Below are 25,851 nucleotides of genomic sequence, written 5' to 3'. Positions count from 1 at the left end.
TATTGGACATTAGAGGCTTGGTACGTATACATTGTTTGCCCGAACCCACCCGCAAGGGTGCGTGCCAGAGGATGTCTTTAGAGTATACCCAAAGGGCACCCTTTAATTTACGTCCTTCGGGCGGCTTTGGCAATAAGCCTGTTGTCCGGTATATGGTTATGGGAGGCAGGCAAAAGCCAAAGGCCCCGATGCAAGCATACGGGGCATCAAACTAGCAGCGATGCAAGCAGTGGGGTATTAGACCCTCGCGGCAGCCGCCAAAGGGACATGTAAACATGTCCGCTTGGCTCGTTGCCCGCGGGAATAAAAGGAGGAGAGAGGTATGAAAGGGAATCACAAAAGCAAAATACGGATATTGATTATTGTTGGAGTTATACTGGCATTTGTGCTGGGAATTACGGCAGGAGTTATCGCAGGGAATCTGCTGTCCGGAGAAAAGACAGAAGAAAATAAGGCTCAGGTTTCATCCCAAGGTGAAACTGATAAAAATACAGATAAAGCCGGGCAGGAGAACAGCAATCATGCAGCCGATGCAGATAAATCAGGCCAGGGTCAGGAGGATAATGGAGAGGCGGGGACAGACACAGCCAAAGGGACAGAGGGGAGTAAAGATCAGGTGAGCCAACAGGCAGGCGGGAGCTTAAATACCTATGACTCCTCTATTCCCGCCGACGACAGTTCCATTCACCGATACGAGTATATAGTGAAGGATGCCACATGGGAGGAGGCATTTCAGGACTGTATCAGCCGGGGCGGGTATTTGGTAAGAATTAATAGTGAAAATGAGTATGAGGCTATCAGAAAAGAAATAAGCAAACAAAAGCTCACAAATATTTATTTTCATATTGGGGGCAGAAGAGACAGCCAGTCCCAGGAATATTACTGGGCAAATGAGGAAAATAAGCTGTTTGGTGAGGAGCTTAATTCAGAGAATGTCTGGTGCAGCGATGCATGGAAAGCGGGGGAACCCAGCTTTCAGGATGGAAATCTGGAGGAAAAATATATGAGCCTATTTTTCTTTGACGGAGAAAAAAGATTTGTATGGAATGATACCCCCAATGATATGCTTGCCGCGGAACCAGCCTACTCAGGGCAGATAGGGTATATATGTGAGTACGAGAATTAACTAACAGGAGGCAGAAATATTTTGTATGGCTTGCCTGAAATGTAAAAATATAGTACTATAAACTCTTGAAGGAGTTGATTTACGAATGATGTACTGGATTATTCTGACAGTCCTGGCCGTATTAATCTTAGTCACTATTATCATAACAGTTGTTACGATTGTAAAAGAGAGAAAAGACTATAGACATTTTGAGCTGGATGAAGAATATATGTTGGACGATGATGACAGAACATCGGGAAAGGGCAGGAAGGCTGGCGGCCAGAGGGCATCCCAGGACAGCGTAAAGAGGCGCTGGAAGGTTATTCTGGAGGATGATGATACCCAGGAGCGCTATAGCTTTATTTTCTATGACGCACTTGGCATAGGAAGAACGACAAAAGAGGTGGCTTTTGAGGAGTTCTTTTCACTCCCTGATGACAGGAAGATATCTAAGGTTCATTGCGCAATTGTCAGGAACGGAGATAAGCTGTATCTCAGGGACGAGGGGTCTAAGAACCATACGTATTTGAATGGAAAGAGAATCCAGAAGCCCATATTGATTCAGAAAGAGGATATCATTTCTATGGGCGAGACGGATCTTATAATTGTTAAGATTATGAGAGAAGCAAATTAAGGCGTGCCGGATAGTTCACTGTATTTAACAGACTGGCCTTACTGAATTTCGCATACAGGCTGAATTAAATTGCTGCATGGCCATCTCATAAATTAGCTGAAAATCCCGATGAGTGGTATAGTCAGACTTTTACATGAATGATTGAGAGTACTCTTGCAAAGAAAAGGGACTGCTGCAAAATTGTTTTCATATAGGGTGATAATGTTAATAAAGAGACCGCTGTCATACCAATGTGAAATTTTATAATTTGCAGCAGTCCTTTTTATGGCGCGGTAAATTTTCCTGCATATTTACATCCATTCTTTATCATGCTAAAATGATAAACAGCAGTGAGTAAAAACAGGATATTCAGGAGGTTGAATTATGATAAAATTATATGACCATGGTGTTTATTTATTAAATGGCACCGAGATAGTTGAAGATACAGGCAATGTACAGGCTCCGGCATCAAAAGCCGAGGCTGCTGAGAATACCATTGCATATAGTATATTAAAAGAACATAATACATCAGGGGGCATGGGGCGCCTGCAGATTAAGTTTGATAAGCTGACTTCCCATGATATTACATTTGTGGGTATTATCCAGACTGCGAGGGCTTCAGGGCTTGAAAGGTTTCCGGTGCCTTATGTGCTGACAAACTGCCATAATAGTTTGTGTGCAGTAGGCGGGACCATCAATGAGGATGACCACATGTTTGGCCTGACCTGCGCCAAGAAATATGGCGGTGTGTATGTGCCTCCTCATCAGGCAGTTATCCATCAGTTTGCCAGAGAAATGCTCGCGGGCGGCGGTAAGATGATTTTGGGATCAGACAGCCATACACGCTATGGCGCTCTGGGAACTATGGCAATGGGAGAAGGAGGGCCTGAGCTTGTTAAGCAGCTCCTTGGCAAGACATATGATATTAAAATGCCAGAGGTTATCGGAATTTACCTGGATGGCGAGCCGGCTAAGGGCGTAGGGCCTCAGGACGTTGCCCTTGCCATTATCGGCGCTACATTTGGGAATGGATATGTAAACAATAAAGTGATGGAATTTGTTGGGCCTGGCGTGGGCCGCCTGAGCGCTGACTTCCGTATTGGCATTGATGTCATGACAACGGAGACAACCTGCCTGTCCTCAATCTGGCAGACAGATGAAAAGATACAGGAGTTCTATGAGATACACGGCAGAGGCGAGGATTATAAGGAGCTCAGTCCTGGGGCATGTACATATTATGATGGAATGGTATATGTAGATTTAAGCAAGATTAAGCCAATGATAGCTATGCCGTTCCATCCAAGCAACGTTTATACTATTGATGAGGTAAATGCAAATCTGAAGGATATTTTGCATGATGTAGAGAAAAAGGCGCTGGTGAGCTTAGACGGCGCGGTGGATTATAGCCTGCAGGATAAGGTTGTGGATGGGAAGCTTTATGTTGAACAGGGAATTATTGCTGGATGCGCAGGAGGCGGATTTGAGAATATTTGTGCGGCAGCAGATATTATTAAAGGGAGAAATATCGGCAGTGATGAATTTACCTTTAGTGTATATCCGGCAAGTACGCCCATTTATATGGAGCTTGTAAAAAATGGTGCTGTTGCAGATTTGATGGCGGCGGGAACGATTGTTAAGACCGCTTTCTGCGGGCCTTGCTTTGGGGCAGGGGATACTCCGGCTAACAATGCTTTTTCTATACGCCATTCCACCAGGAATTTCCCCAACCGTGAAGGGTCCAAGCTGCAGAGCGGCCAGATTGCTTCCGTGGCATTGATGGATGCCCGCTCTATTGCGGCAACAGCGGCAAATAAGGGATTTTTGACTTCCGCAGCAGATTTGGATGTAGAGTATAAAGGGCAGAAGTATCACTTTGACAAGAGCATTTATGAGAATAGAGTTTTTGACAGTAAGGGTGTGGCAGACCCATCGGTAGAGATTAAGTTTGGCCCTAATATAAAGGACTGGCCGGCCATGTCCCCCTTGCCTGAGAATTTAGTTTTGAAGGTTGTTTCGGAGATACATGACCCTGTTACTACTACGGACGAGCTTATTCCTTCCGGTGAGACTTCTTCCTACCGCTCGAATCCGCTGGGACTTGCTGAGTTTACACTTTCCAGAAAGGATCCGGCCTATGTGGGGCGTGCAAAAGAAGTGCAGGCCGCCCAGAAAGCCATTGAGGCAGGCGCATGTCCTCTTGATGCCCTGGAGGAGTTAAAGGCGGTTATGGCAAAGATACAGGAGAAATATCCGGAGGCAGGAGAAGGAAATATTGGAGTGGGAAGTACAATTTTTGCTGTAAAGCCTGGGGATGGATCTGCACGTGAACAGGCTGCCTCCTGCCAGAAAGTCCTTGGAGGATGGGCCAATATTGCAAATGAGTATGCTACGAAGAGATACCGCTCTAACCTGATTAACTGGGGCATGCTTCCATTCCTCACAGATGCAGGCCACGAGTCGCTTCCGTTTAAAAATGGAGATTATATCTTTGTCCCTGATGTGAGAAAGGCGGTTGAGAGTAAAGCCGATGAGGTCAAAGCGTATGTAGTCGGGAACGGACTGAAAGAGATTCAGCTGCGCCTTGGCGATTTAACAGATGTAGAAAGGGAGATTATATTAAAGGGATGCCTGATTAACTATTACAGAGGTTAATATAAAAGTATTATTTTAGTATAAACTGTAGGACTATATAGCTGCTGCATAATAAATTTCGTTTTAGGATGACATTGCCGGTAAAAGGCATAAGGTTGTATTTAAATGATAATTTATAGATTGCAGCAGCTTTTTATTCCCGCGGGCAACGAGCCAAGCGGACATGTTTACATGTCCTTTTGGTATGCCAGGATGGATTCTTATAAGGCCCCGGCAGGAGACTCATTGTTATTGCTATCAAAGAGTTCAAATGTAAAAATTAGGTTAAAATACTGGGTATATTGTTTTAGCTTATTTTCTATATTTCTGGAGCCTTATCTATGGAAAACATTATTATTGCGCTGGAAGGTATTGACGGTGCAGGGAAAAACTCAACAATTCATTATCTTATTAATAAATACCCGAATCAGACAGCAGTATATAAAAGGACTAGAAAGGGCCGTTTTATAGACAAGCCGGTTTCAAGTAGATTTATGCGCAGATGTTATAAGTTTTAAGTACCTATATATTTGGCTCTCAGCCATTGAGACTTACATAAACATAAATCTCTTTTAAAGAAAAAAATAGTAGTCATGGATAGATGCTTTTTAAGCAATATATGTTACTTTTTCCCAAAGGAATTAAGATATAAAAAATTATTTGACCTATTAATAGCTTTTGAACCCCAATTTTTCTACAAAAGATTTTTATATTAGATGTCGGCCCTTCTATTGCCCAAAGCAGAGATTCATATAAAGAAGGACTTACATCAATATAGTGAGCGTGACAAAGGGGTGATAGCGCGGCATATACCAAAGAAAAAGGGCATCTTTCAGAGAAAAAAGGGAACTCCAGAGATTAATTCCTTATTTCAAGGAATATTTAGTATCATGCTGTCTCTTGGCATGACACTGTCCAGACTTTCTGATAATACTATATTTACAGTCATTTCTAATATTTTTCTAACTTTTTTATTAATCCTGGTAAATGTTTATTTTTATTATATATCTAAAAATCATGATAAGTAAGGGCACAACTGGGGAGGGTTTAAAAAGGATTTTTGCCTTGCAGATTTTTTGCAGCGCCCATCACCCCTTACACTGTATATAAGCCTGTTCTTTTAGTGTTCCTGTAAGCTGCTTTAGAAATATAATGGCAGTAAGGATATATGGATTCAAAAAGGGGGAACTCCGGCTCATTTTCCGAAATAAAAGTAATTATTTCTATGCAACAAACAGAACAATATTTAACTCTTATATATAAAACAGAATAGAATATTTTGTTTTGGCCGCACTCATAAATGCTTCACACGATAATGTCCTGAACATACAGGACTGGAGAGGAGGGGGAAGATGCATGATTATGAGAATAGTACAGAGCGTGTACTGATTAAAAAAGCATGCAGGGGAGATACAAAGGCATTTTCCGAACTGTATGCAAGGATTCATGTAGAGTTATATAAATTTGCACTGTATACATTGAGGCACCCTCAGGATGCTGAGGATGCAGTAAGCGAGGCGGTTATGTCGGCTTATGAGAATATAGGAAGGCTTCGGAAGGCGGAAGCATTCAGAAGCTGGATATTCCAGATTTTGAGCAACCAGTGTAAGAAGAGGTTTAGGACTGAACAGCCGGCGGATGAGCTGAAACCAGATATTCTGGAAGCAGAGAGGGATTATGCGCAGGCTCATGACGTAAAAGCTGCATTTGGGGCATTAACTGAGGAGGAAAGGATGATTGTGGCATTTTCTGTTTTTGGGGGCTATCAGAGCGGTGAGATAGGAAACATGATGGATATGAACCCTGCCACAGTCCGCTCGAAAAAGACGCGGGCATTTGAGAAGATGCGCCGTGTCCTGGAGTAGAAAGGGGTATGGATTATGAGTATGGATGGGAAAGAATTAGGGAACAGGAGCCGGGATGACAGGGAGATAGAAGAGCTTATTAGGGAATCAGCCAGAGATGCGGAGATTCCTGTATGTCTGAAGCCGGAGAATATCGGAAACCTGCTGGATAAAAAGAAAAGCGGGAAGACAGGTGTGTGGAAAGTGGGATATACTATTGCGGCAGCAGTATGCTGTGTGGTGATTCTGGGAGCGGCCGCTGCAGGCGGGATTCTAGGAGGAGACAGACCAGGAGGGGCAGCCTCGGCTGTGCTGGGCCAATCTTCAGAGTCAGAGACAAAAGATATCTCTGAAGGAGAAATAGAAGACTCGCCTGAGTCCGGTTTAACCATTGCATCGGCCAGCGGATATGATGAGATATATAAATATATTAAGGCGGAGAGGAAGCAGAGAGAGAAGGAAGAACAGTATATAGAGAGCAGGACAGAGGACAGTATGGCGGGCGGGGAAGAGAAAAGCTTGGAACAGTCAGCTGAATTTGCTGTGTCAGAGGACAGCAGCGGGGCGGCTTCTTTTTCTGATACCAATATTAGGCAGGAGGGGGTTGCTGAAGGCGATATTATTAAAACAGATGGGAAGAATTTGTATATTTTGGATGGACAGAAAGTACAGATTGTGAATATTGAAAATCAGGAACTAAAGCAGATGGGCACCATTCGCTTAGACGACGGCAAATATGGGTCTGAGATATATATAAAGGATGAGAGACTGGTTCTTGTCTATACAAGAACTGAATATGAGGATGGAGAAGCGGGTTACGGACAGAGTTACAGGCAGTATACTGTGGCCGAGACCTACGATGTGAGTAATCCCGCAGAACCTGTATCAGTTGGGAAGATTACCCAGAGCGGGGAGTTCCATACAATGAGAATCGTGGGGGATTATATATATTTGTTTAGTAATTTTTACGCAGATATAGCTGCCCAGAAGAAGGATATACAGGCTTATATTCCAGAGGTGCAGGGCCAGTCTATAGACAGCAGGAATATACTGATGCCGCAGGTTATACGGGGGAGCCAGTATACAGTGGTCTCTTCATTTTCAATGAAAGAACCGGGGGAGAAGGCTGACAGCAAGGCTATCTTTGGAAGCTCGGGTTTGACCTATGTCAGCAACAGCAATATTTATGTATGCGAGGCGTATTATAATTCTGATGTATCTGATGTGAGCCAGACTTATATCAGAAAGGTGTCTTATCAGGATGGGAAACTGGAGGCTGTGGGACAGACAAAGGTTGACGGCACACTAAACGACTCCTTCAGCATTGACGAATATAAGGGAAACCTTAGGTTAGTGACCACAGTGAGTCCAGTGGATGGGGGAAGCGTATCTCCTATTCTAAGAATTGGCGCACAGGATTCGGAGAAAAAATCGGATGCAAAGGAGAGTAATTCCCTCTTTATTCTGGATGGAAATCTCCAGGAGCTTGGACGGATAGAAGGGTTGGCAGAGGAAGAGACTGTATACTCGGCAAGATTTATGGGAGACACAGGTTATTTTGTGACTTATAAACAGGTGGACCCATTGTTCTCAGTAGATCTGTCAGATCCCTCTGCGCCTGTTGTAACAGGAGAGCTCAAGATTCCAGGATTTTCAGAATACCTCCATCCATATGGGGAGGGACTTCTGCTTGGCATAGGCATGGATATGGATGAGACGGGCACAGCTGCAAATGGTGTGAAGCTGTCAATGTTTGATATTTCTGATCCTGGGGATGTAAAAGAAATTGAAAAATATGTGCTGGAGGATTGCTATTCTACAGATATTGCCTATAATTATAAGGCAGCTTTGATTGATACAGAAAGGAACCTTATAGGATTTTCGGCAAATGGGGATATTCAGCACTATTATGTATTCTCCTATGATGAGAATGCAGGGTTCCAATGTATCTTTGACAGAGAATTGAGCGGCTATGGAAGCGGCAGGGGCGTGTACAGCGGCGATACCTTTTATTTAGCAGCCGGGAATACGGTGGAGTCCTATAGCATGGTAACATTTGAAAAGTTAGATGATATTGTGTTATAATACAACAAAAGTAAGAGTCAGGTCCTGATCACAGGGCCTGATTTTAATATACCTTATTGGTATGTTCATGTCCGCCTGTCTGTGCAGACCAGCATTATGGGCAGCCTTCAGGGTATGCTTAGATAGGCACGGCAGTGCCCGCCTTTCTGCGGGGGCGTATGTTAAGTGTACGCCTCTGGGGGCACAGGTTTTAACGAAATAAATACAGAGGTTCTAAAAAACAGGAGGCAGTTATGATTTTTGATACACATGCGCATTACGATGATGAGCAGTTTGATGTGGACAGAGAAGAAATATTAGGAGCTATGGCTGGAAGCGGGGTGGGTACGGTTGTAAATGTCAGCTCTGACGTAAGTTCGTGGGATAAAATAAGAAGGCTTACAGAGAAGTATACCTTTATATATGGGGCGGCAGGCGTACATCCTGATGCAGTTGGAGAACTAGACGAGGAGAAGTTTCAGCGTTTGGAAAATATTATACAAGAAGATAAAATTGTGGCCGTGGGAGAGATTGGATTGGATTATTATTGGGACAATGAAAGCCGCGAATTACAGAAAAAATGGTTTATCCTACAATTACAGATGGCCAGGAAACATGGACTTCCTGTTATAATCCACAGCCGGGAGGCGGCAGCAGATACATTGGAGATTATGCAGGAATATGCCAGAGGGATGAAAGGGGTAATTCACTGCTTCTCCTATTCAAAAGAGCTGGCCCAGGAATATGTTAAAATAGGGTTTTATCTTGGCATTGGCGGGGTAGTGACCTTCAAAAATGCAAAGAAGCTTAAAGATGTAGTGAGGCAGGTACCATTAGAATCCCTTGTACTTGAAACTGACTGCCCATATTTGGCGCCTGTCCCTAACAGGGGAAAAAGGAATTCTTCTCTGAATTTGGTTTATGTGGCGGAGGAGATTGCCCAGCTCAAAGAGATGGTTTATGAGGAAGTTATTAGGCAGACAGAGGAGAATGCCAGGGAATTGTACCAACTCTAGGGCATGCTGCCAATAGATATGTCAGGCGGACGGTGCGGATGCTTTTGGCAGCCCTGTGGGTATACCCACAGGGCACCCCTTAACACATGTCCTTCGGACGGGCGGACTTTGTCCAATAAGGTATACTATATGTATAAACGCAGTACAGTTTAAAACGATACCCCCACAGGGACTACCCATTCTGAAAGTTCTATCCTGCGGATAGGGCAGTGAGGCAGGGATAGGCTCTTGGGGCAGGAATGATTTCAATGCAGTTAGGAGGAATTTATGAAGGAACCTATATTAGGTAATCCACAGAATACAATAGCAGTTCTTCAAAAATATAATTTTGTATTTCAGAAAAGATTTGGGCAGAATTTTCTTATAGATACACATGTATTAGATAAAATAATACGGGCAGCAGAGATTTCACGGGATGATATGGTTCTGGAGATTGGGCCTGGGATAGGTACCATGACACAGTATCTTTCAAAGGCGGCACGGAAAGTGACAGCAGTAGAAATTGACAAAGCTTTGATCCCGATTCTGCAGGAGACTCTTGACGGGTTTGACAATGTAAACATACTTAATCAGGATATTATGAAAGTAGATATAGCGGCCCTGGCGGAAAAAGAAAATAGCGGGCAGCCGATAAAGGTAGTTGCTAATCTGCCGTATTATATCACAACACCTATTATTATGGGATTGTTTGAAAACCATGTGCCTGTCAAAAGCATAACAGTCATGGTACAAAAGGAGGTGGCTGAGCGTATGCAGGCCAGGCCGGGAACCAAAGACTACGGTGCCCTCTCCCTGGCAGTACAGTACTATTCCAAGCCTGTTATTGTTGCCAACGTCCCTCTCAACTGCTTTATGCCAAGGCCTAAAGTAGGGTCCGCAGTCATCCATCTGGATAAGTTTGAAAGACCACCAGTACAGGTTGACGATGAGAGACAAATGTTCCAGATTATCCGTGCGTCCTTTAATCAGAGAAGAAAAACATTGGCAAATGGATTAAAAAATTCGCCAGACCTAAATTATACAAAAGAACAGATAGAGGCGGCAATAAATAGACTCGGCAAAGGCAGCGGCGTGAGGGGGGAGGCCCTGACACTAGAAGAATTCGCAGAGGTGAGTAATAGTTTAGGACGTAACAAAATGTAAAAGGGTTACGTACCCAATTGCCTTTAGACCTGTACCTTTTGCACAGTTCATAAAGATTTTATATACATTTCATTGTATAAAATCTACTTTTTTAGTATAATAGAAGGGTCAGACAAGTGAGATTAGTGAGAGGAAGGAGAGGTTCTATGGCAAAAGTACAGAAGGACATTGATAGTATTATTTTTGAAAACACTCCGAAAGTTGAAGAGTTAGCCCGCATTTGTGAGGAGAACAATGCTATTGAAAAAGAGCTTTATACGAAATATGAGGTTAAGAGGGGCCTGCGTGATTTAAATGGGAAAGGTGTGCTGGCTGGCCTGACGAATATTTCAGATGTATGTGCCACAAAGGTTGTGGATGGAAAAGAAGTTCCCTGTGCAGGAAACCTCTACTACCGCGGTTATAATATAAAAGATCTTGTGAAAGGCTTTTTGGATGCAGGTCATCCGGGATTTGAGGAGACTGCATATCTTCTTTTGTTCGGCAGCCTGCCTACGGCAGGGCAGCTGGAAGATTTTCAGGGTATGATTGCTGACAGGAGGATGCTCCCGCCTAATTTTGTAAGGGATGTTATTATGAAGGCTCCGAGTAAAGATATGATGAATATGATTTCCCGGTGTATTTTAAACCTTTATAGTTATGATAAGAAGGCAGATGATACATCAATTCCAAATGTACTTCGTCAATGTCTGAACCTGATCAGCCAGTTTCCGATGCTGATGGTATATGGGTATCATGCATATAATTATAGAAGGGGCGAAGACCTATATATATATGCTCCGAATCCAAAGCTGTCTACAGCGGAAAATATTTTGATGATGCTCCGTGAGGACCGTAAATATACAGAGCTGGAAGCCAAAATACTGGATATGGCCCTGGTGCTCCATATGGATCATGGCGGCGGCAATAACTCTACATTTACAACCCATGTTGTCACATCATCAGGTACGGATACTTATTCTACCATAGCGGCGGCCATGGCATCCTTAAAGGGACCTAAGCACGGGGGTGCGAATATCAAGGTTACTCAGATGTTTGATGACATGAAAAAGAAGCTGACCAATTGGGAGGATGAGGATCAGATACGCCAGTATCTGACAGACCTTTTGGATAAGAAGGCGTTTGACCAGAAGGGATTAATTTATGGCATGGGCCATGCCATTTATTCTATTTCTGATCCAAGAGCAGATATTTTTAAGCGTTTTGTCAAGCAGCTTGCATTTGAGAAAGGGCATGAAGCAGAATATGCCCTCTATGAAAAGGTTGAATTTATGGCACCTGAGATTATTGGTGAGAAACGTAAGATGTATAAAGGCGTAAATGCCAACGTAGATTTTTACAGCGGCCTTGTCTATAGTATGCTGGATCTTCCAGATGCGCTGTATACTCCAATTTTTGCTGCTGCCCGTATTGTCGGCTGGAGCGCCCACAGGTTGGAAGAACTTAAGAACGTGGATAAGATTATCCGTCCGGCATATAAGCCGCTAGCACCTTATCGTGATTACATAAATTTAAATGATAGGTAGATGATAAGATAGATGAAAGACGAATTTTACTTCCCGTCTAAGGATGGAAATACAGAGATTCATACAATTGAATGGAGGCCGGAAGGCGAAGTAAAAGCGGTTTTGCAGTTGAGCCATGGCATGGTGGAGTATATTAACCGTTATGATGAGTTTGCAAAGTATTTATGCCAGCAGGGTTATTATGTGGTTGGGAATGATCATCTGGGACATGGAAAGTCGATTCAGAGCAGGACAGAATACGGATATTTTAATGAAAAGTATGGGAATGCCTGTGTATTAGGGGACATGCATACATTGCGCCAGAGAACCGAGAAGAAATATCCTAATATTCCCTACTTTATGCTTGGACACAGTATGGGATCTACTTTTCTGCGGCAGTATATTCAGATGTACGGCAATGGCCTGAGCGGCGCAGTGATTATCGGGGTTGTGGCTGAACAGAAGAGGTCTGCCTTGCGCTTAGGAAAACGCTTATGCCGTATAATCGCTGTGTTCAAGGGGTGGCATTACCGCAGTAAATTTGTAGACCGCCTAGCTATTGGAGGCTATAATAAAGCTTACAAAACCGTCAAGACACGGGCCGACTGGGTTACAGGAGATCAAGAGAAACTAGATGCATATATATCGGATCCCCTTTGCTCATTTATATTTACAGTGAATGCATATTACCACATGTTCAGCGCTATGCTCCAGATGCAGAAGAAAGAGAGTATTTATATGATACCTAAGACACTTCCTGTTCTGATTGCGGCTGGTTCTGAGGATCCTGTGGGGAATTTCGGGAAGGGTGTCAGGAGAATATACGAAAAGTATAAATCGGCCGGAATTCAGGATATAACTCTCCGTCTGTATGCGGGTGACCGCCATGAAATACTAAATGAAACAGACAGGGAGCAGGTGTATGAGGATTTGTATGAATGGATGGAAAGCAGAAGATAGTCTTTCTTTATTCCCGTGAGCAACGGGTCTTTGGCTTTTCCTCTTGATAAGTGAAAATTAAGTTTTGAGATAGAGGAGACATATGCTGTCAATGAAGCCTAGGAGGCAGTAGATAGATATTTATGCAGGATTATGCATAGAGCATACATGCTGCTGAAACTTTACATGAAATATAAAAGACTCTCCTGTGGAGAGCCTTTTATATTTAACGTCTTATCGAACTGCAAATGTTCAATAAGTATATTTAATCGTAAGGAATGAGAATAAAGTGCGACATCTTGGGTTTCCCCAAGATGTCTTACTTTTATGAGGGGGAGATAGTTGTTTATCAACTATCTGAATTTAGTATATAGGATAAATGTGTCTAAAATGTGATAGTTCTGTAAAAATAGCTGCCTAATTAAGCACACCCACAGGGCGCCCCTTAATACATGTCCTTCGGACGGGCGGACTTTGTCCCATAAGGTATATTTTTTAATATATACTTCTTGGGATGTTAATGTCAAAAGGATACACTCAAAGGGTCACACTTAGTCCTATGCCCTTGTGGTGGGCGTACCTTGCCAGACAGTGCTTAGTAAGTATAAAGGAGCGTGGAAGAAATGGATAATAGATACCGGAGAGATTACAGAATGGCGTATTTTGCAGATGAAAGCATACTGAAAGAGCCGTTTATGATAAAGCAGGCGATTGAATGCTGTAAGCATTTTGCATAAACCCGGAAACAGTGAAAACCCGTTAGCCATTTGACTAACGGGTTTCGTTGTGTTTATCGTTATCTAAAGGAATGAGAGTAAAGTGTGACATCTTGGGTTCCCCCAAGATGTCTTACTTTATGAGGGGGGAGATAGTTATTAATTAACTATCTGAATCTAGTATAAGAGAAAAATGTGCATAAATTATGTCGGTTCCATAAAAGAAATAGAAAAAATATAATAAAAATATAAAATTCATATTATGAAATTCTGATTGTGTTTCCGGCGTATATTAAATTTGGATCGGCAATGCCGTTTAAGTTTTGCAGCGCACTGACGGTTGTGCCAAATTTAAGGGCAATGGCGCTGAGGGTATCTCCTGGCTGTATTGTGTAATATCTGGCGGATGAGGAGCTGTTTTCGGGTACACGTATGGTCTGGCCTGCATATATGAGGTTTGGATTCGAGATACTATTTAATGAGGCCAGGGCCTGGTAGGTGGTTCCGTAGCGCTGTGCGATGCCGCTTAACGTATCCCCCTGCTGTACAACATAGGAAATATAATCCTGGGCAGGCGGCTGTGGCTGAGGAGAGGTACCGTCAAGATGGTTTAGGCCTGCCTTACGGATTACGGAAGGATAGTCAATAAAACCTTGGTCCAGATCCACGTTCCCACTGATTCCGGGTATGCTGCCCTGGCTAGTGTACTGCCAGATCCCACAGTTTCTTCCGTCGAACTGGCTGTTATAATATGCGTACCAGAGGGCGTACCTGTCGGAAAGATCTGCAGGAAAATAGGTGTTTATAAAGTTACGGTTGCTGTAGAACATAGAATAATAGCCACGTTCTTCCACGCGGTCACAAAAGCGCTGTACAAATTGGGTGGCAAGTGAGGGCGTCACTGTCACTCCATTTTGGGACGCGTAGTTTAGTGTATCTTGTTCAATATCATAGCATACGGGATAATCCAGCCTGTAGGGAGAGATTGCATTTATACATCCGTCGGCTTCCTGGGCAGCAGTTTCAGGACTTACTGCATAACAAAACCAGTAGGCTCCGATAGGAAGGCCGATACGGTTACACTCGGAAGCATTTCTTTGAAATTGTTTATCTAAAGTGCCGAATCCATATCCGGCACGGAGCATGGCAAACTGGTAACCTGCGGCTTTGACTTGTTCCCAATCTATATTACCTTGAAATTCACTTACATCAAGTCCTTTTATACTCATAAAAACTCCTTTATCAGATTTACTCTGATTGCAGTTGTCTTTTTATTATATGAAAAAGCGCGAAAATTGTTCCTATATTTTGGGGTCCATTTGTAACTTTTATATGTAGGAAATATGCAGGAAAGCCGGCTGAAAATAGCTCTTACAGTCCCTGAAAAAGGCGGTTACATACAATCAGCTTAATTTAAGAATTTCATAAGATTTTCCTCAAGGGGTCTTAAAAAATGTAGGATATCATGTATACTGTAAGGGAGGTGATGAAGATGTATAATATTTTAGTTTGTGATGATGACAAAGAAATAGTAGAGGCCATAGAAATATATTTGACACAGGAAGGGTACCATGTGCTGAAGGCTTATGATGGGTCTGAGGCTCTTAAGGTACTGGAAAGTGAAGAGGTACATCTGCTTGTGTTGGATGTCATGATGCCCAGGCTGGACGGAATCAGGGCCACCCTTAAAATTAGAGAAAGTAACAGCATACCTATCATAATTTTATCTGCAAAATCTGAGGATGCAGATAAAATATTGGGACTCAATGTAGGGGCGGACGACTATGTCACGAAACCCTTTAATCCGCTGGAGCTTGTAGCAAGAGTTAAGTCTCAGCTGCGCAGATATACGCAGCTAGGTGCAAGTGTAAATGAGAAATCTGAGAAAGTATATGAAGTAGGCGGCCTTGCCATCCGGGATGACCTGAAAGAGGTAACAGTGGATGGTGAACCAGTAAAATTGACGCCTATAGAGTACAATATATTATTACTATTGATGAAAAATCAGGGAAGGGTGTTTTCAATCGACCAGATTTATCAGGCTATCTGGAACGAGGAGGCCATCGGGGCTGATAATACTGTTGCAGTCCATATCCGCCATATCCGCGAGAAGATAGAGATTAACCCCAAGGAACCACGTTATTTAAAGGTAGTCTGGGGCGTTGGATATAAGATTGAAAAGCTTTAGTGTAACGGCGGCCTGAATTTATGGCAGCTTGTGCTGCATTGCCTTTAGGGCATACGCCTTGTTTCCAACGACGGGGCAGGCCCACAGCCGGCCATGAGGATGAGAGGGCCCATACATTGGAAAGGAGTATTATGAAGAATTGGTATAAAAGACCAGTTACAAAGGGGATTTTATTGCTGCTGGCCCATGTCATGGCTGCAGCGGCAGTAATTAGCTTAGTTATAATTATAGTGTTTTCGGGGAATCTGGGAAAAGCAGAGTTTTTTAAACTTTCTAGCACCCCTTATGAAGAGTCTGACAGCTTTAATAATTTAGTGTCTAACGCCGTATGGGATGTAATGAGCAGCATCACCTTGAAGAATAACTTCGAGACTGATGGGAAGTATAATCCCAGTAAGCTGGTGGACATTGTTGATCTGGGCAAAAACGGGCAGATAACAGGGGAAAATGAGTCTGGACTGGCCTATAAATTGGAAGATCTTGAGAATTGGAGCAAAGATTACATCGATGAGGGACATTATAATGAGGAAGGAAATATCGTTGTATGCCAGAAACCGGATGGAACGTATCACTATTATTATACGAATGAGTTTCGTTCTTTGATTGAGGACGGTACTTTGCGGCTGGAAGTGGCAGACCGGGGAGTGTCAACATTTCTAGATGATTTGGAAATGGGATATTATACATCAGGAGGCGCTGCTGGTAATATAGCTATTAAGAACACGGAGGGGAAAACAGAGTACAGTGACTGCTGGACATTTAATGAAGTATTGGATGAAAAGTATGCGCCTGAAGGTGCAGATAATATTTTGGAGGTTATCAACCGGACACCGGAATTAAACGGTAAGCTTTCAAAGGTCTTTAGCTATATGCAGGAGATACTGTTATCCATTTCTGAACAGATAGATAATTACCTTTATGCCGGGGATACCTGGGAAGAGGGCAATACAAATTTTACCTATATATTTGTGAATCAAAATGAAAAAAAGGTATATACCAATCGGAATGAATATAAGGATTTTGAAAGTCTGGAGGAAAATTTAAATAATCTAGTGGCAAGAAAAGACTCCAAGTATTTGGTTGTCATGCCTAAGCTTTCTGAGTTTAAGACAAATATGGATATATCAGCCAGTGAATGGCGCTCCATGATAAAAAATTATACGAATAACCCAAACAGTGATTATATTTTTGCAGCATCTGTAGACACCAAATTTCCGGTACAGGATGTATTTTATTCAGATGCACAGGAATACAATACATTTGCTCCATATCTGAAGCTTGCAGCATTTGGCAGCGTTTTTTGTTCAATACTGTTTTTGGCTATCCTCGTGTGGCTGACTCTCATAGCAGGGAGGAGCAACGGGGATGAAGGGATACATCTGAATTTCTTTGATAAGCTGAAAACAGAGCTGGGAGGGGCGCTGGTATTCTTTGCCTGGCTTTTCCTGATGCTGTTTATCGTACAGGGGTGGGGCGGAATATATAATGATTTTAGCGTGGAGTATGTTGGAAGTGGATACTATACTAGTCATTTCGCAGTCAATACAGTCTATCCCTATTCTCTTTCAGCCTCTGACCTGATTATAACAGGGTTTATAGCAGTCCTGACTACTGCCTTCTTTTTCATTGGTTATATGAGCCTGGTGCGTAGAATCAAGGCAAAAACTCTCTGGAAAAATAGTCTTTTGAGGAGTATTGGCTTGTTTTTCAGGACATTCTGGTATAACCGCAATGTTACATTCAGGGCGGCGGCAGTTTTGGCAGGATTTATACTGTTCCATTGGTTTGGCTTTATGGTTTTGAGTAACGGAGGCGGATGGTTTATTCTCCTTGTATTTCTGGCCGAGGCGGCGGCAGTATATTTTGTTATAAAGAATGCCGTGGCAAAGAGTAGGATTAAGACCGGGATTCAAGAAATTGCATCGGGGAATGTAAATTACCAAATACCTGTAGAGGGTTTAAAAGGTGAAAACCTGGAAATGGCAAGGATGGTGAATGACATTGGAAATGGCCTTCAGCGCGCATTGATTGAAGGGATGAAGAGTGAGAGGCTTAAGACTGATTTGATCACTAATGTGTCCCATGATATTAAGACACCGCTGACATCTATCATTAACTATGTGGATCTGCTAAAGCGAGAAAATTTTGATGACCCTAAGATACAGGGATATCTGGAAATACTTGAGGCTAAGGCTCAACGTCTGAAAACACTGACTGAAGATGTGGTAGAGGCGTCCAAAGTAAGCAGCGGGAATATTACATTAGAGCAGATGGACGTAAACTTTGTTGAGATGATCAACCAGACCGAAGGTGAGTTTGCTGAGAAGCTGGAGGCAAAAAAATTAGAGGTAGTACAGAGCCTGCCCGAGGAGCCTGTAGTAATCCATGTAGACGGCAGGCGTCTGTGGAGGGTATTGGAGAACATCTATAATAATGCTGCTAAATATGCCATGCCAGGAACCCGCGTGTATGCGGATCTGATAGCAGATGCACAAAAAGTAAGTTTCTCACTGAAAAATATTTCTGAACATCCTCTAAATATTTCAGCAGATGAGCTGACGGAACGTTTTATCAGAGGAGATATCTCAAGAAGCACGGAGGGAAGTGGATTAGGATTATCTATAGCGAAAAGCCTTACCCAGATGATGGGAGGAGAATTCAGACTATATCTGGATGGAGATTTATTTAAAGTAACGATAGAGTTTCCCCGGGTACGGTGATGATGGATGGGGTCAGTCCCTTTTGCAAAAGGGACTGACCCTTTTGCGTGCCATTTTCAGAATATTCTCATTTTTTATAAATATGCTACTATTACCTGCGCATACTGATAACAGAAAATATTCCGATTCTGAACTGATTCTTGCACCATTGGTTTTTTTGCATTACAATAGGAAAGAATACAGATGGATTGTTTAAGAGGTAGTTTGATGGAAGAGATACGGAAGTTACTGGAGGACTTTTTAAATATAGATTTTATTCAGGCAGTGCTGAGCAACCCCAGAAGGAGGGATGGGGTTTTGAAGGTGAAGGTACGGCCCATTGACAAAAGGGGAGCGCTTTATTTTCAGTGTGAGTCCTTTACAGATACCCAGGCATTTCATGAGAACCTGACGGCGGAGGATGCTGTAGGGAGGCTGACAGGTTATATGGAGAATTTCAGGCAGATGCAGATTGCGGTCAGGACAATGAATTGTACCGTACTTGTAAGCAAGAAAGGTAAGGTGTCTATTCGCAGGAAGTGTCTGGGGAATGCAGCCAGTCCTGCAGAGCTTTCCCATAACCGCAATAAAAAATATATTCTGAAGGAAGGCACGGTGATTCCCTTTTTACAGGATTTGGGTGTTATGACAAGTGAGGGGAGGGTTGTCAGAGCGCATTTTGATAAGTTCAGGCAGATTAACCGGTTCCTGGAGTTTATAGAGGATATACTTCCTCAGCTTGAGAAGGGGAGGGAACTTCAAATTCTTGATTTTGGCTGTGGCAAGTCTTATCTCACATTTGCTATGTACTACTACCTTCATGAATTAAAGGGGTATGATATTCGGGTGACAGGATTAGATTTGAAGCGGGAGGTGATTGAGCGGTGTAACCATCTCGCTGATAAGTATGGTTATAGCAAACTGCATTTTCTGGTGGGAGATATAGCCGACTATGAGGGCGCCCTGAAAATTGACATGGTGGTTACGTTACATGCCTGCGATACGGCTACTGATTATGCCCTGGCAAAGGCAGTTGGATGGGACGCCAGGGTAATCTTATCTGTGCCATGCTGCCAGCACGAGCTGAATTCCCAGATAGAAAGCCGTGAGCTGGCGCCGATAATGGACTATGGCCTTTTGAAGGAGCGGTTTGCGGCTCTTGCCACAGATGGCCTGAGGGCCAAATATCTGGAGGCGGCAGGCTATCACACACAGGTGCTGGAATTTATTGATATGGAGCATACGCCTAAGAATATTCTTTTGCGTGCTGTCAGAACAGGGAAAGCGAATCATTTGGCCAGGCAGGAGGCAGATATGTGCAGGAGCTTTTTAAAGGCTGACCCAGTTTTAGGAAAATTGCTATTTGGAAATGGGAAATAAAGGGGAGATTCCGTGACAGATAAAAAATAAAGGGGACAGACAAATGAAGAAAAAAAGGCTGATGAAGGCGGGTGTGCTGGCGGCTGTTTTCCTGGCAGCTATGATTATCAGCAGCTTGATTACAAATAGAGGGACAGATGATCTCACAATAGACCTGGGAGATCCTACTCTGCCCCGGGTGTCTTATACCGTGGCGGGGAAAAAGGTCAATATACTGGCAGGTTATGTAAATGATATGGATATAACTGCTATGAGGGATACAATAACTCCTTTGGAGGAAAATGGGACATTGGAGATGTCCGTAGAGGCAAATGGAAATAAAATACAGGAGATCCAGTATGAGGTATATTCGTTAAATGGCGAGGAGGTATATGATAAGTCAGAAATAAAGGATTTATCCCAGGAGGCATTTAAGCTGGACTTAAATGGCGCATTAAAGGAAAATGTATCTGAGGCCGTACTGAAGGTAATCTTAAAGACAGAAAAGAAGGAAGTATATTTCTACACCAGAGTTGAAAGGCCGGACGATCTGGCCATAGGGGAGTGCCTGAGTTTTGCTGAAGATTTCCATGCGAAAACCTTTGATAAGGGGAGTGCGGCCGAGCTTTCAGGATATCTGGAGCCTAATGAGGAAGGGGATAACACGACCTTTCAGACAGTAACGATACATTCCAGCAGTTCCCAAGTAACCTGGGGAGAATTAAAACCAGAGATTTCTACGGATGTTGAGTGGAGTATTAAGGAGAGCAACAGCGTTTATACTTCCCTGCAGGCGAAATACCAGGTTACATGTGTAGGTGAAGAAAATGAGATTGACACTTATAATATCAAAGAGTTTTTCCGTGTAAGATACAGCGGCGGTGAAGTGTATCTTCTGGATTATAACCGAAGCATGAACCAGGTATTTAACGGAAACAAAAAAGTTTTAAACGAAAATGGAATTCTGCTGGGAATTGCCCCATCTGATATTTCATACGAGACAAGTAAAGATGGGACAATAGTTTCATTTGTCCATGAAAGGGATCTTTGGACTTATAATCAGGAGGCAGATGAACTTTCACTAGTATTTAGTTTTGCAAATACAGAGGGACATGATGTCCGCAGCAGATATGACCAGCATGAGCTCAGGATCATTAGCATGGATGACAACGGAAGTACTACCTTTGCTGTTTATGGATATATGAACAGGGGAGATCATGAGGGCGAAGTGGGCGTAGATGTTTATTATTTTGACATTGATAAAAATGCTGTGGAGGAGAAAGCATTTATACCAAGTAATAAGTCTTTTGCTATAGCAGAGGATGAGCTGGGTAAGATGGTATATTATAATCATGGAGACCAACTCCTCTATGTACTGGCGGGAGGGACGCTCTATCAGGCGGATTTGGAGAGTAACCATCAAAATATTTTGGCCAGAGACTTGGAGGAGGGGCAGTATGCCGCATCCAATGACGGGCATTTGCTGGCGTATCAGACGGAAGGGAGCCTGGAGAGTGCCAAGTCTGTAACAGTCCTGAATCTTAAGACCGGAGAGGAGAGAATTGTGGAGGCGGCGGAAGGGGAATCTATACGTCCCCTGGGATTTGTGGCAAATGATTTCGTATATGGCTACCAGCGGGCTTCAGATAAGGGAAAGACGGTGGTGGGCGAGGATGTTCTTCCTATGTTTGAGCTGGAGATACGGGACAGCAAAAACAAGGTTGTGAAAACCTATTCTGTGGAGGGGACCTATATCTCTGACATACTGATTGAAAATAATCTTGTCACACTAAACCGGCTGACAAAGTCGGGGGATGTCTACACTGGAACAAGCCAGGACTATATCAGTAATAATGAGGAGCGCAGGGAAAGTAATATTACCCTGGAGTCTTATACAACAGAGCTGAAGGAAAAGCAGATGAGGCTGACATATACAGATGGTATTCCCGATCAGTCCCCCAAGCTGCTGCGCCCGAAGCAGGTTATGCTTAATAAACCTATGACGATTGCTTTTGACGGAAAAGTTAAGACAGACAAATTCTACGTATATGGGATGGGCGAGCTAATTGAGATATACGATAAGGCAGCCTATGCGATACAGAAGGCGGAACAGGTATCCGGGGTGGTCATATCTTCAGAACAGTCCTATATATGGGAAAAGGGAAACCGGGATTTAGTTTACTACACTGATATGCAGGCTTTTAAAAAAGGGGATGGACAGACTTCTATTGAAGCATGTGAAGTCCAGATGGAGCAGTATGGGGCCAAGAGAGTGGATTTAACAGGATGCAGCCTGGATCAGGTTCTTTACGTGATAAATAAAGGCCTGCCGGTGATCGCAATGACAGATTCCAGCCATGCTATACTGATGACAGGATATACTACAACGGATGTTACTTATATAAATCCAGATGATGGATCCCAGAATACAGTCAGTTTGACAGATATGGAGGCCATGGCTGGAGGAAGTGGGAATACATTCATTGGATTTGTAAAATAAGATTGGAATTATCATAGTAAATGCAAAAAACTGCCGGAAATAACTGGATAATCAGTTATTTCCGGCAGTTTTTTAAATGAAAATATCTTTTATTTGGCAGTTAATTTTGAGCGGTTTTGAAAATAGTGTGCCTGTATTTATTCAGGGCAGTGTACACAATCATTCCAAGTATGCCGCATGATATTACTTCACCGATTCCTACTGTAAGCATCATAAGTGGAATCGGCAACGGGACCTGGTAGCCATAGCGCAGTACGAATGGGACGATAAGTATATTGGCAATAATCGGCGGCAGGGGCGCCAGAAATTTGCTGCTGTTCCGCAGAGTATAAGTAAACACTGCGCCAATTAATGTAGCAAGGCTGCCGAAAATGATATCCGGCACAATACAGCCCCCTAGAATATTACTGATCAGGCAGCCGATAAACAGGCCGGGAATTGCTGCAGGGGTAAATGCCGGAAGAATCGTCAGGGCCTCGGAAATACGAACCTGTACCTCTCCGTAACTGAAGGGTGCGAAAACCATTGTCAGCACCACATAGATGGCAGCAATCATTGCTGCCTGTGCCATGAACAGCACACTGAGTGTTTTTTTCTTTGTCATTTTTTTAATCTCCTTTAGTTTTGTTTTACGTGTGGAAGGTCTCGAACACACGCGCCTTAGCGGGCAGGAAAGGCTTCCAGTGGATGGCTTTCCTGTCTTCCCGTTCCCGCGGGAAGCGGATGCAAGTCCTATAGACCTTGGTTTTTGTGGACTGTGCAACGTGTTGTAGTATAGCATGAAGAAGAGGGAAAATCAAGGTTTGTACGGAATTTGTCCGGAATGGGAAAATAAGAGGCAGAAAGATTGTAATACTATTGCAGACATCCATTTTTTGTATTAGCAGATATACTTAAAGAAATGGCAGATACAATGGTGTATGAGGGTGTATCCAAGAAAGACGATTAAAATATGATGTCAAAGATAGAATCCGGGAATAGAAGAAGTTCCCGGATTCTGCTAATGATAGAGACGTTGAGCCTCTACATACTCTGATACGGATTCTCTTGGTATCTTCCATATCCGTCCGATTTTAAATGCTTTAATCTGGTTTGTCTTTAACAAGTGGTAGGCGGTGTTCTTGCCGATTGTCAGCATCTCACATAAATCGTCTATGCTTATCATATCATTATAATTTTCCTGAAACATTATCTGATACCTCCGTTTGTTTTTTGTCCATTATTAATACTGTTATCTTCCTATTTATTTATCATGTTACGAAATAGAACGAAAAACAAAATAATGTATCGTAATAAAATACAACATTTCTAACACTTAGATAAGCCTGGGAGGTAATGCAAAGTCCGGCATAAAAATGTCCGACACTGCATTACCTGCTAAATATGCCGGAGGAGGAAAATAGGGTAATGGATGGCAAAAGAATAAAGATAAAAGAATCATTCAGGGCAGTGTAAGAAAGGCAGAGAGGCAAAACATACGACCTATTGCCAGCACTGTGACAAATACTGTCCACGGGCGAGAGTCAGATGTATGAATAGAAAGAAACAGTACAATGAAAAGATGCGGAAGAAATTTCGCTGCTCTTTATAGTGTTTTGAAAAAGTTGAGCAAGGCTATCTGCTGTTCCTTGGAGAGGTGATTTATCTCTAGTAACAAATCTTTTTGAAGGCTGGTTAGGGAGAAATTGTCAGAACTGGTTGCAAAAAATTGTGACAGTGTAATATCGAAAGCAGTACATATTTTTTCAAGTGATGAAAGGGAAGGAAGCATATTTTTTCGATACCAGGAAGAAATAGTTGATTGTGTTAAGCCAGACTTTTCAGCTAATTGATATTCTGACCAGCCTTTTTGTATTCTGTAATAATTAATTTTCTCTAATACATTAATCATATTAGCACCACCATTCCTAAAATATATCGTTAATAATATTCAATAAAGCGTTGCAAAATAATATGTAATAACGTATAATTTTAACGAAAATATGTAATTTCTATAAAAAATGAACAGGTAAGAAAATAGAATAAGAGTAATATATGTGAAAGGAAATAAGAAAATACTTACTTATGAAAAAAGCATTAAGAATAAATAGAATAGTAAAGCAGACCCGGACAGAAGGATTTGGGAATAGATATTGTATATGGGTTCAAGGGTGCAGCATTTGTTGTAAAGGCTGCATCAATCGTGAGATGTGGGATAAGACTGAAGGAGAGATATATAGTGTGACCAGTCTTATAAAAGATATAGAACATCAGGGAAAACGAATAGAAGGTATCACTGTTCTAGGTGGGGAACCATTTGAACAGACGCAAGGATTGCTGGAATTGGTTAGAAAGTGTAAAGAAAAAGGATATACTGTTATTTTATTTACAGGCTTTCTTTATGAACAGATATTGGAAAAAAAAGAACAAAGAGACGTTCTGTCTTATACCGATTTATTGATTGATGGACCATATATGAAGGAAAAGAGGGATTTCTCAAGACCGTGGATCGGTTCTTCTAATCAGAAATATATCTTTTTATCAGACAAGTATTCGGAAAAAGATTTGGAAAAAGTTCAAAATAAATTAGAAATCAGAATATCAAAGGACGGGGCAGTATGGATAAACGGGATGGGAAATATCAATAAATGGAAGTAGAGGGAGGAAAATAAAGTGGCATATATAAAAATAAGAATTTGCCCAGATGGACTAATTTACGCTGAGACAAAGGGAATAAAGGGAAAAAAGTGTTCTGACTATGAAAAAGTGATAGAACAACTGACCGGAGCAGAGGTGATAGATCGAGAATTTACCGAAGAGTTTTATCAGGATGATTATATTGAAGAAATTTTGAAAGATGAGGATAAACTAAAATGTCAAGGATAGAAATTGTAATTAATAGAGTTGTGATTATAGCACTGAGTTTTGTAATGTTTCTAAGTGGGTTAGGTCTTATAGTCGCAGGCATAAGAACACGAAAAAAAATCTGGAATATATATGGACTGGTATATATAGGTGTGGGGTGGATATTAATGAGTATAGGATTAATATCTGTATATCTGATTATGTGGGCTGTCAGTATTATACATACTGTTATAATGAGTAAAGAGTATTGCCTAAGGTTAAAGGTGATAAAAGAATCTAAGGATATATTGCGGACAAAAGAACATGAGCAAGCGAAGAAATTCCAACAGGATATATATAAAGAATTAATCGGAGAAATAGAAAGTGATGAAAATGATGTTGATGAAATACAGAGAATTGTAAATCCGATTGATATTAATAACTGTAAAGAGTCAGAGCTAATCGAGATCCCAGGAATAAGTCTCATATTGGCAAAAAGGATTGTTGACGTTAGGAAAGAAGTTCCATTCTCATCTGTGGAAGATTTTTATATGAGATTATCTATAGATAAGAATAAAGCAAAGCGAATGGAAGAATATTTGTTATGTTCAGAAAAGACAACAGAAAAAGAAGATTTAGTAAAGAATGAAACGAAAGATGCGCCAAGTCGTGCATCTGGAAGAAAAATAGATATTTAAGAGGATAA

At 42.2% G+C, this 25,851-nt stretch carries 21 protein-coding genes; 17 read left to right on the top strand and 4 right to left on the bottom strand.

The features are described 5' to 3' along the window. Window positions 1-322 precede the first annotated feature (322 nt). The 10 genes from EFA47_RS16540 to EFA47_RS16495 all read left to right on the top strand — a co-directional run bounded on the left by EFA47_RS16540 (window position 323) and on the right by EFA47_RS16495 (window position 12,881). Window positions 323-1,126, top strand: coding sequence for a lectin-like protein (locus tag EFA47_RS16540; RefSeq protein ID WP_122644247.1), 804 nt, complete (start codon window positions 323-325; stop codon window positions 1,124-1,126). Between the two features lie 85 nt (window positions 1,127-1,211). Further along, entirely contained in the window at window positions 1,212-1,739 is a 528-nt protein-coding gene (locus EFA47_RS16535; RefSeq protein WP_122644246.1) for an FHA domain-containing protein, read from the top strand. 363 nt (window positions 1,740-2,102) lie between these two features. Next, window positions 2,103-4,370 carry a hydratase gene (locus EFA47_RS16530; RefSeq protein WP_122644245.1) on the top strand — a complete coding sequence of 756 codons (2,268 nt, stop codon included), beginning with the start codon at window positions 2,103-2,105 and terminating at the stop codon, window positions 4,368-4,370. 320 nt (window positions 4,371-4,690) lie between these two features. Next, window positions 4,691-4,867, top strand: coding sequence for a hypothetical protein (locus EFA47_RS19965; RefSeq protein ID WP_164690043.1), 177 nt, complete (start codon window positions 4,691-4,693; stop codon window positions 4,865-4,867). Window positions 4,868-5,701: 834 nt separating this feature from the next. Then, the gene (locus tag EFA47_RS16520) at window positions 5,702-6,214 is read left to right on the top strand and encodes an RNA polymerase sigma factor (protein WP_122644243.1); all 513 of its coding nucleotides are present in this window, start codon (window positions 5,702-5,704) and stop codon (window positions 6,212-6,214) included. A gap of 15 nt (window positions 6,215-6,229) precedes the next feature. Beyond that, the gene (locus EFA47_RS16515; RefSeq protein ID WP_235853283.1) at window positions 6,230-8,278 is read left to right on the top strand and encodes a beta-propeller domain-containing protein; all 2,049 of its coding nucleotides are present in this window, start codon (window positions 6,230-6,232) and stop codon (window positions 8,276-8,278) included. A 233-nt stretch (window positions 8,279-8,511) separates the two neighbouring features. Beyond that, window positions 8,512-9,273, top strand: coding sequence for a TatD family hydrolase (locus tag EFA47_RS16510; RefSeq protein WP_122644242.1), 762 nt, complete (start codon window positions 8,512-8,514; stop codon window positions 9,271-9,273). A gap of 267 nt (window positions 9,274-9,540) precedes the next feature. Next, the gene (rsmA, locus tag EFA47_RS16505) at window positions 9,541-10,416 is read left to right on the top strand and encodes a 16S rRNA (adenine(1518)-N(6)/adenine(1519)-N(6))-dimethyltransferase RsmA (RefSeq protein ID WP_122644241.1); all 876 of its coding nucleotides are present in this window, start codon (window positions 9,541-9,543) and stop codon (window positions 10,414-10,416) included. 146 nt (window positions 10,417-10,562) lie between these two features. Then, window positions 10,563-11,942 carry a citrate/2-methylcitrate synthase gene (locus tag EFA47_RS16500; RefSeq protein WP_122644240.1) on the top strand — a complete coding sequence of 460 codons (1,380 nt, stop codon included), beginning with the start codon at window positions 10,563-10,565 and terminating at the stop codon, window positions 11,940-11,942. A gap of 12 nt (window positions 11,943-11,954) precedes the next feature. Beyond that, window positions 11,955-12,881 (top strand): alpha/beta fold hydrolase, encoded by a 927-nt coding sequence (locus EFA47_RS16495; RefSeq protein ID WP_122644239.1) that lies wholly within the window; start codon window positions 11,955-11,957, stop codon window positions 12,879-12,881. 955 nt (window positions 12,882-13,836) lie between these two features. Here EFA47_RS16495 and EFA47_RS16490 read toward each other — a convergent pair. Then, window positions 13,837-14,805 (bottom strand): LysM peptidoglycan-binding domain-containing protein, encoded by a 969-nt coding sequence (locus EFA47_RS16490; RefSeq protein WP_122644238.1) that lies wholly within the window; start codon window positions 14,803-14,805, stop codon window positions 13,837-13,839. 263 nt (window positions 14,806-15,068) lie between these two features. On the opposite strand from EFA47_RS16490, the gene EFA47_RS16485 reads away from it, so the two are divergent. From EFA47_RS16485 to EFA47_RS16470, 4 genes are all read left to right on the top strand, one after another. Then, window positions 15,069-15,764, top strand: coding sequence for a response regulator transcription factor (locus tag EFA47_RS16485; RefSeq protein WP_122644237.1), 696 nt, complete (start codon window positions 15,069-15,071; stop codon window positions 15,762-15,764). Between the two features lie 131 nt (window positions 15,765-15,895). Beyond that, window positions 15,896-18,484, top strand: coding sequence for a HAMP domain-containing sensor histidine kinase (locus EFA47_RS16480; RefSeq protein WP_122644591.1), 2,589 nt, complete (start codon window positions 15,896-15,898; stop codon window positions 18,482-18,484). Between the two features lie 207 nt (window positions 18,485-18,691). Next, window positions 18,692-19,843, top strand: coding sequence for a class I SAM-dependent methyltransferase (locus EFA47_RS16475; RefSeq protein ID WP_122644236.1), 1,152 nt, complete (start codon window positions 18,692-18,694; stop codon window positions 19,841-19,843). A 43-nt stretch (window positions 19,844-19,886) separates the two neighbouring features. Then, window positions 19,887-22,322 carry a C39 family peptidase gene (locus EFA47_RS16470; RefSeq protein ID WP_122644235.1) on the top strand — a complete coding sequence of 812 codons (2,436 nt, stop codon included), beginning with the start codon at window positions 19,887-19,889 and terminating at the stop codon, window positions 22,320-22,322. 100 nt (window positions 22,323-22,422) lie between these two features. Here the strand turns inward: EFA47_RS16470 and EFA47_RS16465 are convergent, their stop codons facing one another. From EFA47_RS16465 to EFA47_RS16455, 3 genes are all read right to left on the bottom strand, one after another. Then, window positions 22,423-22,926, bottom strand: a complete 504-nt coding sequence (locus tag EFA47_RS16465) for a QueT transporter family protein (protein WP_122644234.1) — start codon at window positions 22,924-22,926, stop codon at window positions 22,423-22,425. Between the two features lie 396 nt (window positions 22,927-23,322). Beyond that, window positions 23,323-23,511: a helix-turn-helix domain-containing protein gene (locus EFA47_RS16460; protein WP_122644233.1), complete on the bottom strand. Its 189-nt coding sequence runs from the start codon at window positions 23,509-23,511 to the stop codon at window positions 23,323-23,325. 396 nt (window positions 23,512-23,907) lie between these two features. Next, window positions 23,908-24,213: a helix-turn-helix domain-containing protein gene (locus tag EFA47_RS16455; protein WP_122644232.1), complete on the bottom strand. Its 306-nt coding sequence runs from the start codon at window positions 24,211-24,213 to the stop codon at window positions 23,908-23,910. A gap of 173 nt (window positions 24,214-24,386) precedes the next feature. On the opposite strand from EFA47_RS16455, the gene EFA47_RS16450 reads away from it, so the two are divergent. From EFA47_RS16450 to EFA47_RS16440, 3 genes are read left to right on the top strand one after another with little or no spacing between them, the layout of a single operon-like run. Next, window positions 24,387-24,959, top strand: coding sequence for a 4Fe-4S single cluster domain-containing protein (locus EFA47_RS16450; RefSeq protein WP_122644231.1), 573 nt, complete (start codon window positions 24,387-24,389; stop codon window positions 24,957-24,959). 15 nt (window positions 24,960-24,974) lie between these two features. Then, window positions 24,975-25,187, top strand: coding sequence for a DUF2997 domain-containing protein (locus EFA47_RS16445; protein WP_122644230.1), 213 nt, complete (start codon window positions 24,975-24,977; stop codon window positions 25,185-25,187). Beyond that, on the top strand, window positions 25,175-25,843 hold the full coding sequence (locus EFA47_RS16440; RefSeq protein WP_122644229.1) for a ComEA family DNA-binding protein: 669 nt from the start codon (window positions 25,175-25,177) through the stop codon (window positions 25,841-25,843). Before EFA47_RS16445 ends, EFA47_RS16440 begins: the two co-directional genes overlap by 13 nt. The last annotated feature ends 8 nt before the right edge of the window (window positions 25,844-25,851 follow it).

The sequence above is a fragment of the Luxibacter massiliensis genome, from assembly GCF_900604355.1.
Lineage (GTDB): Bacteria > Bacillota > Clostridia > Lachnospirales > Lachnospiraceae > Luxibacter > Luxibacter massiliensis.
This window is presented reverse-complemented; position numbering and strand designations above follow the sequence as displayed.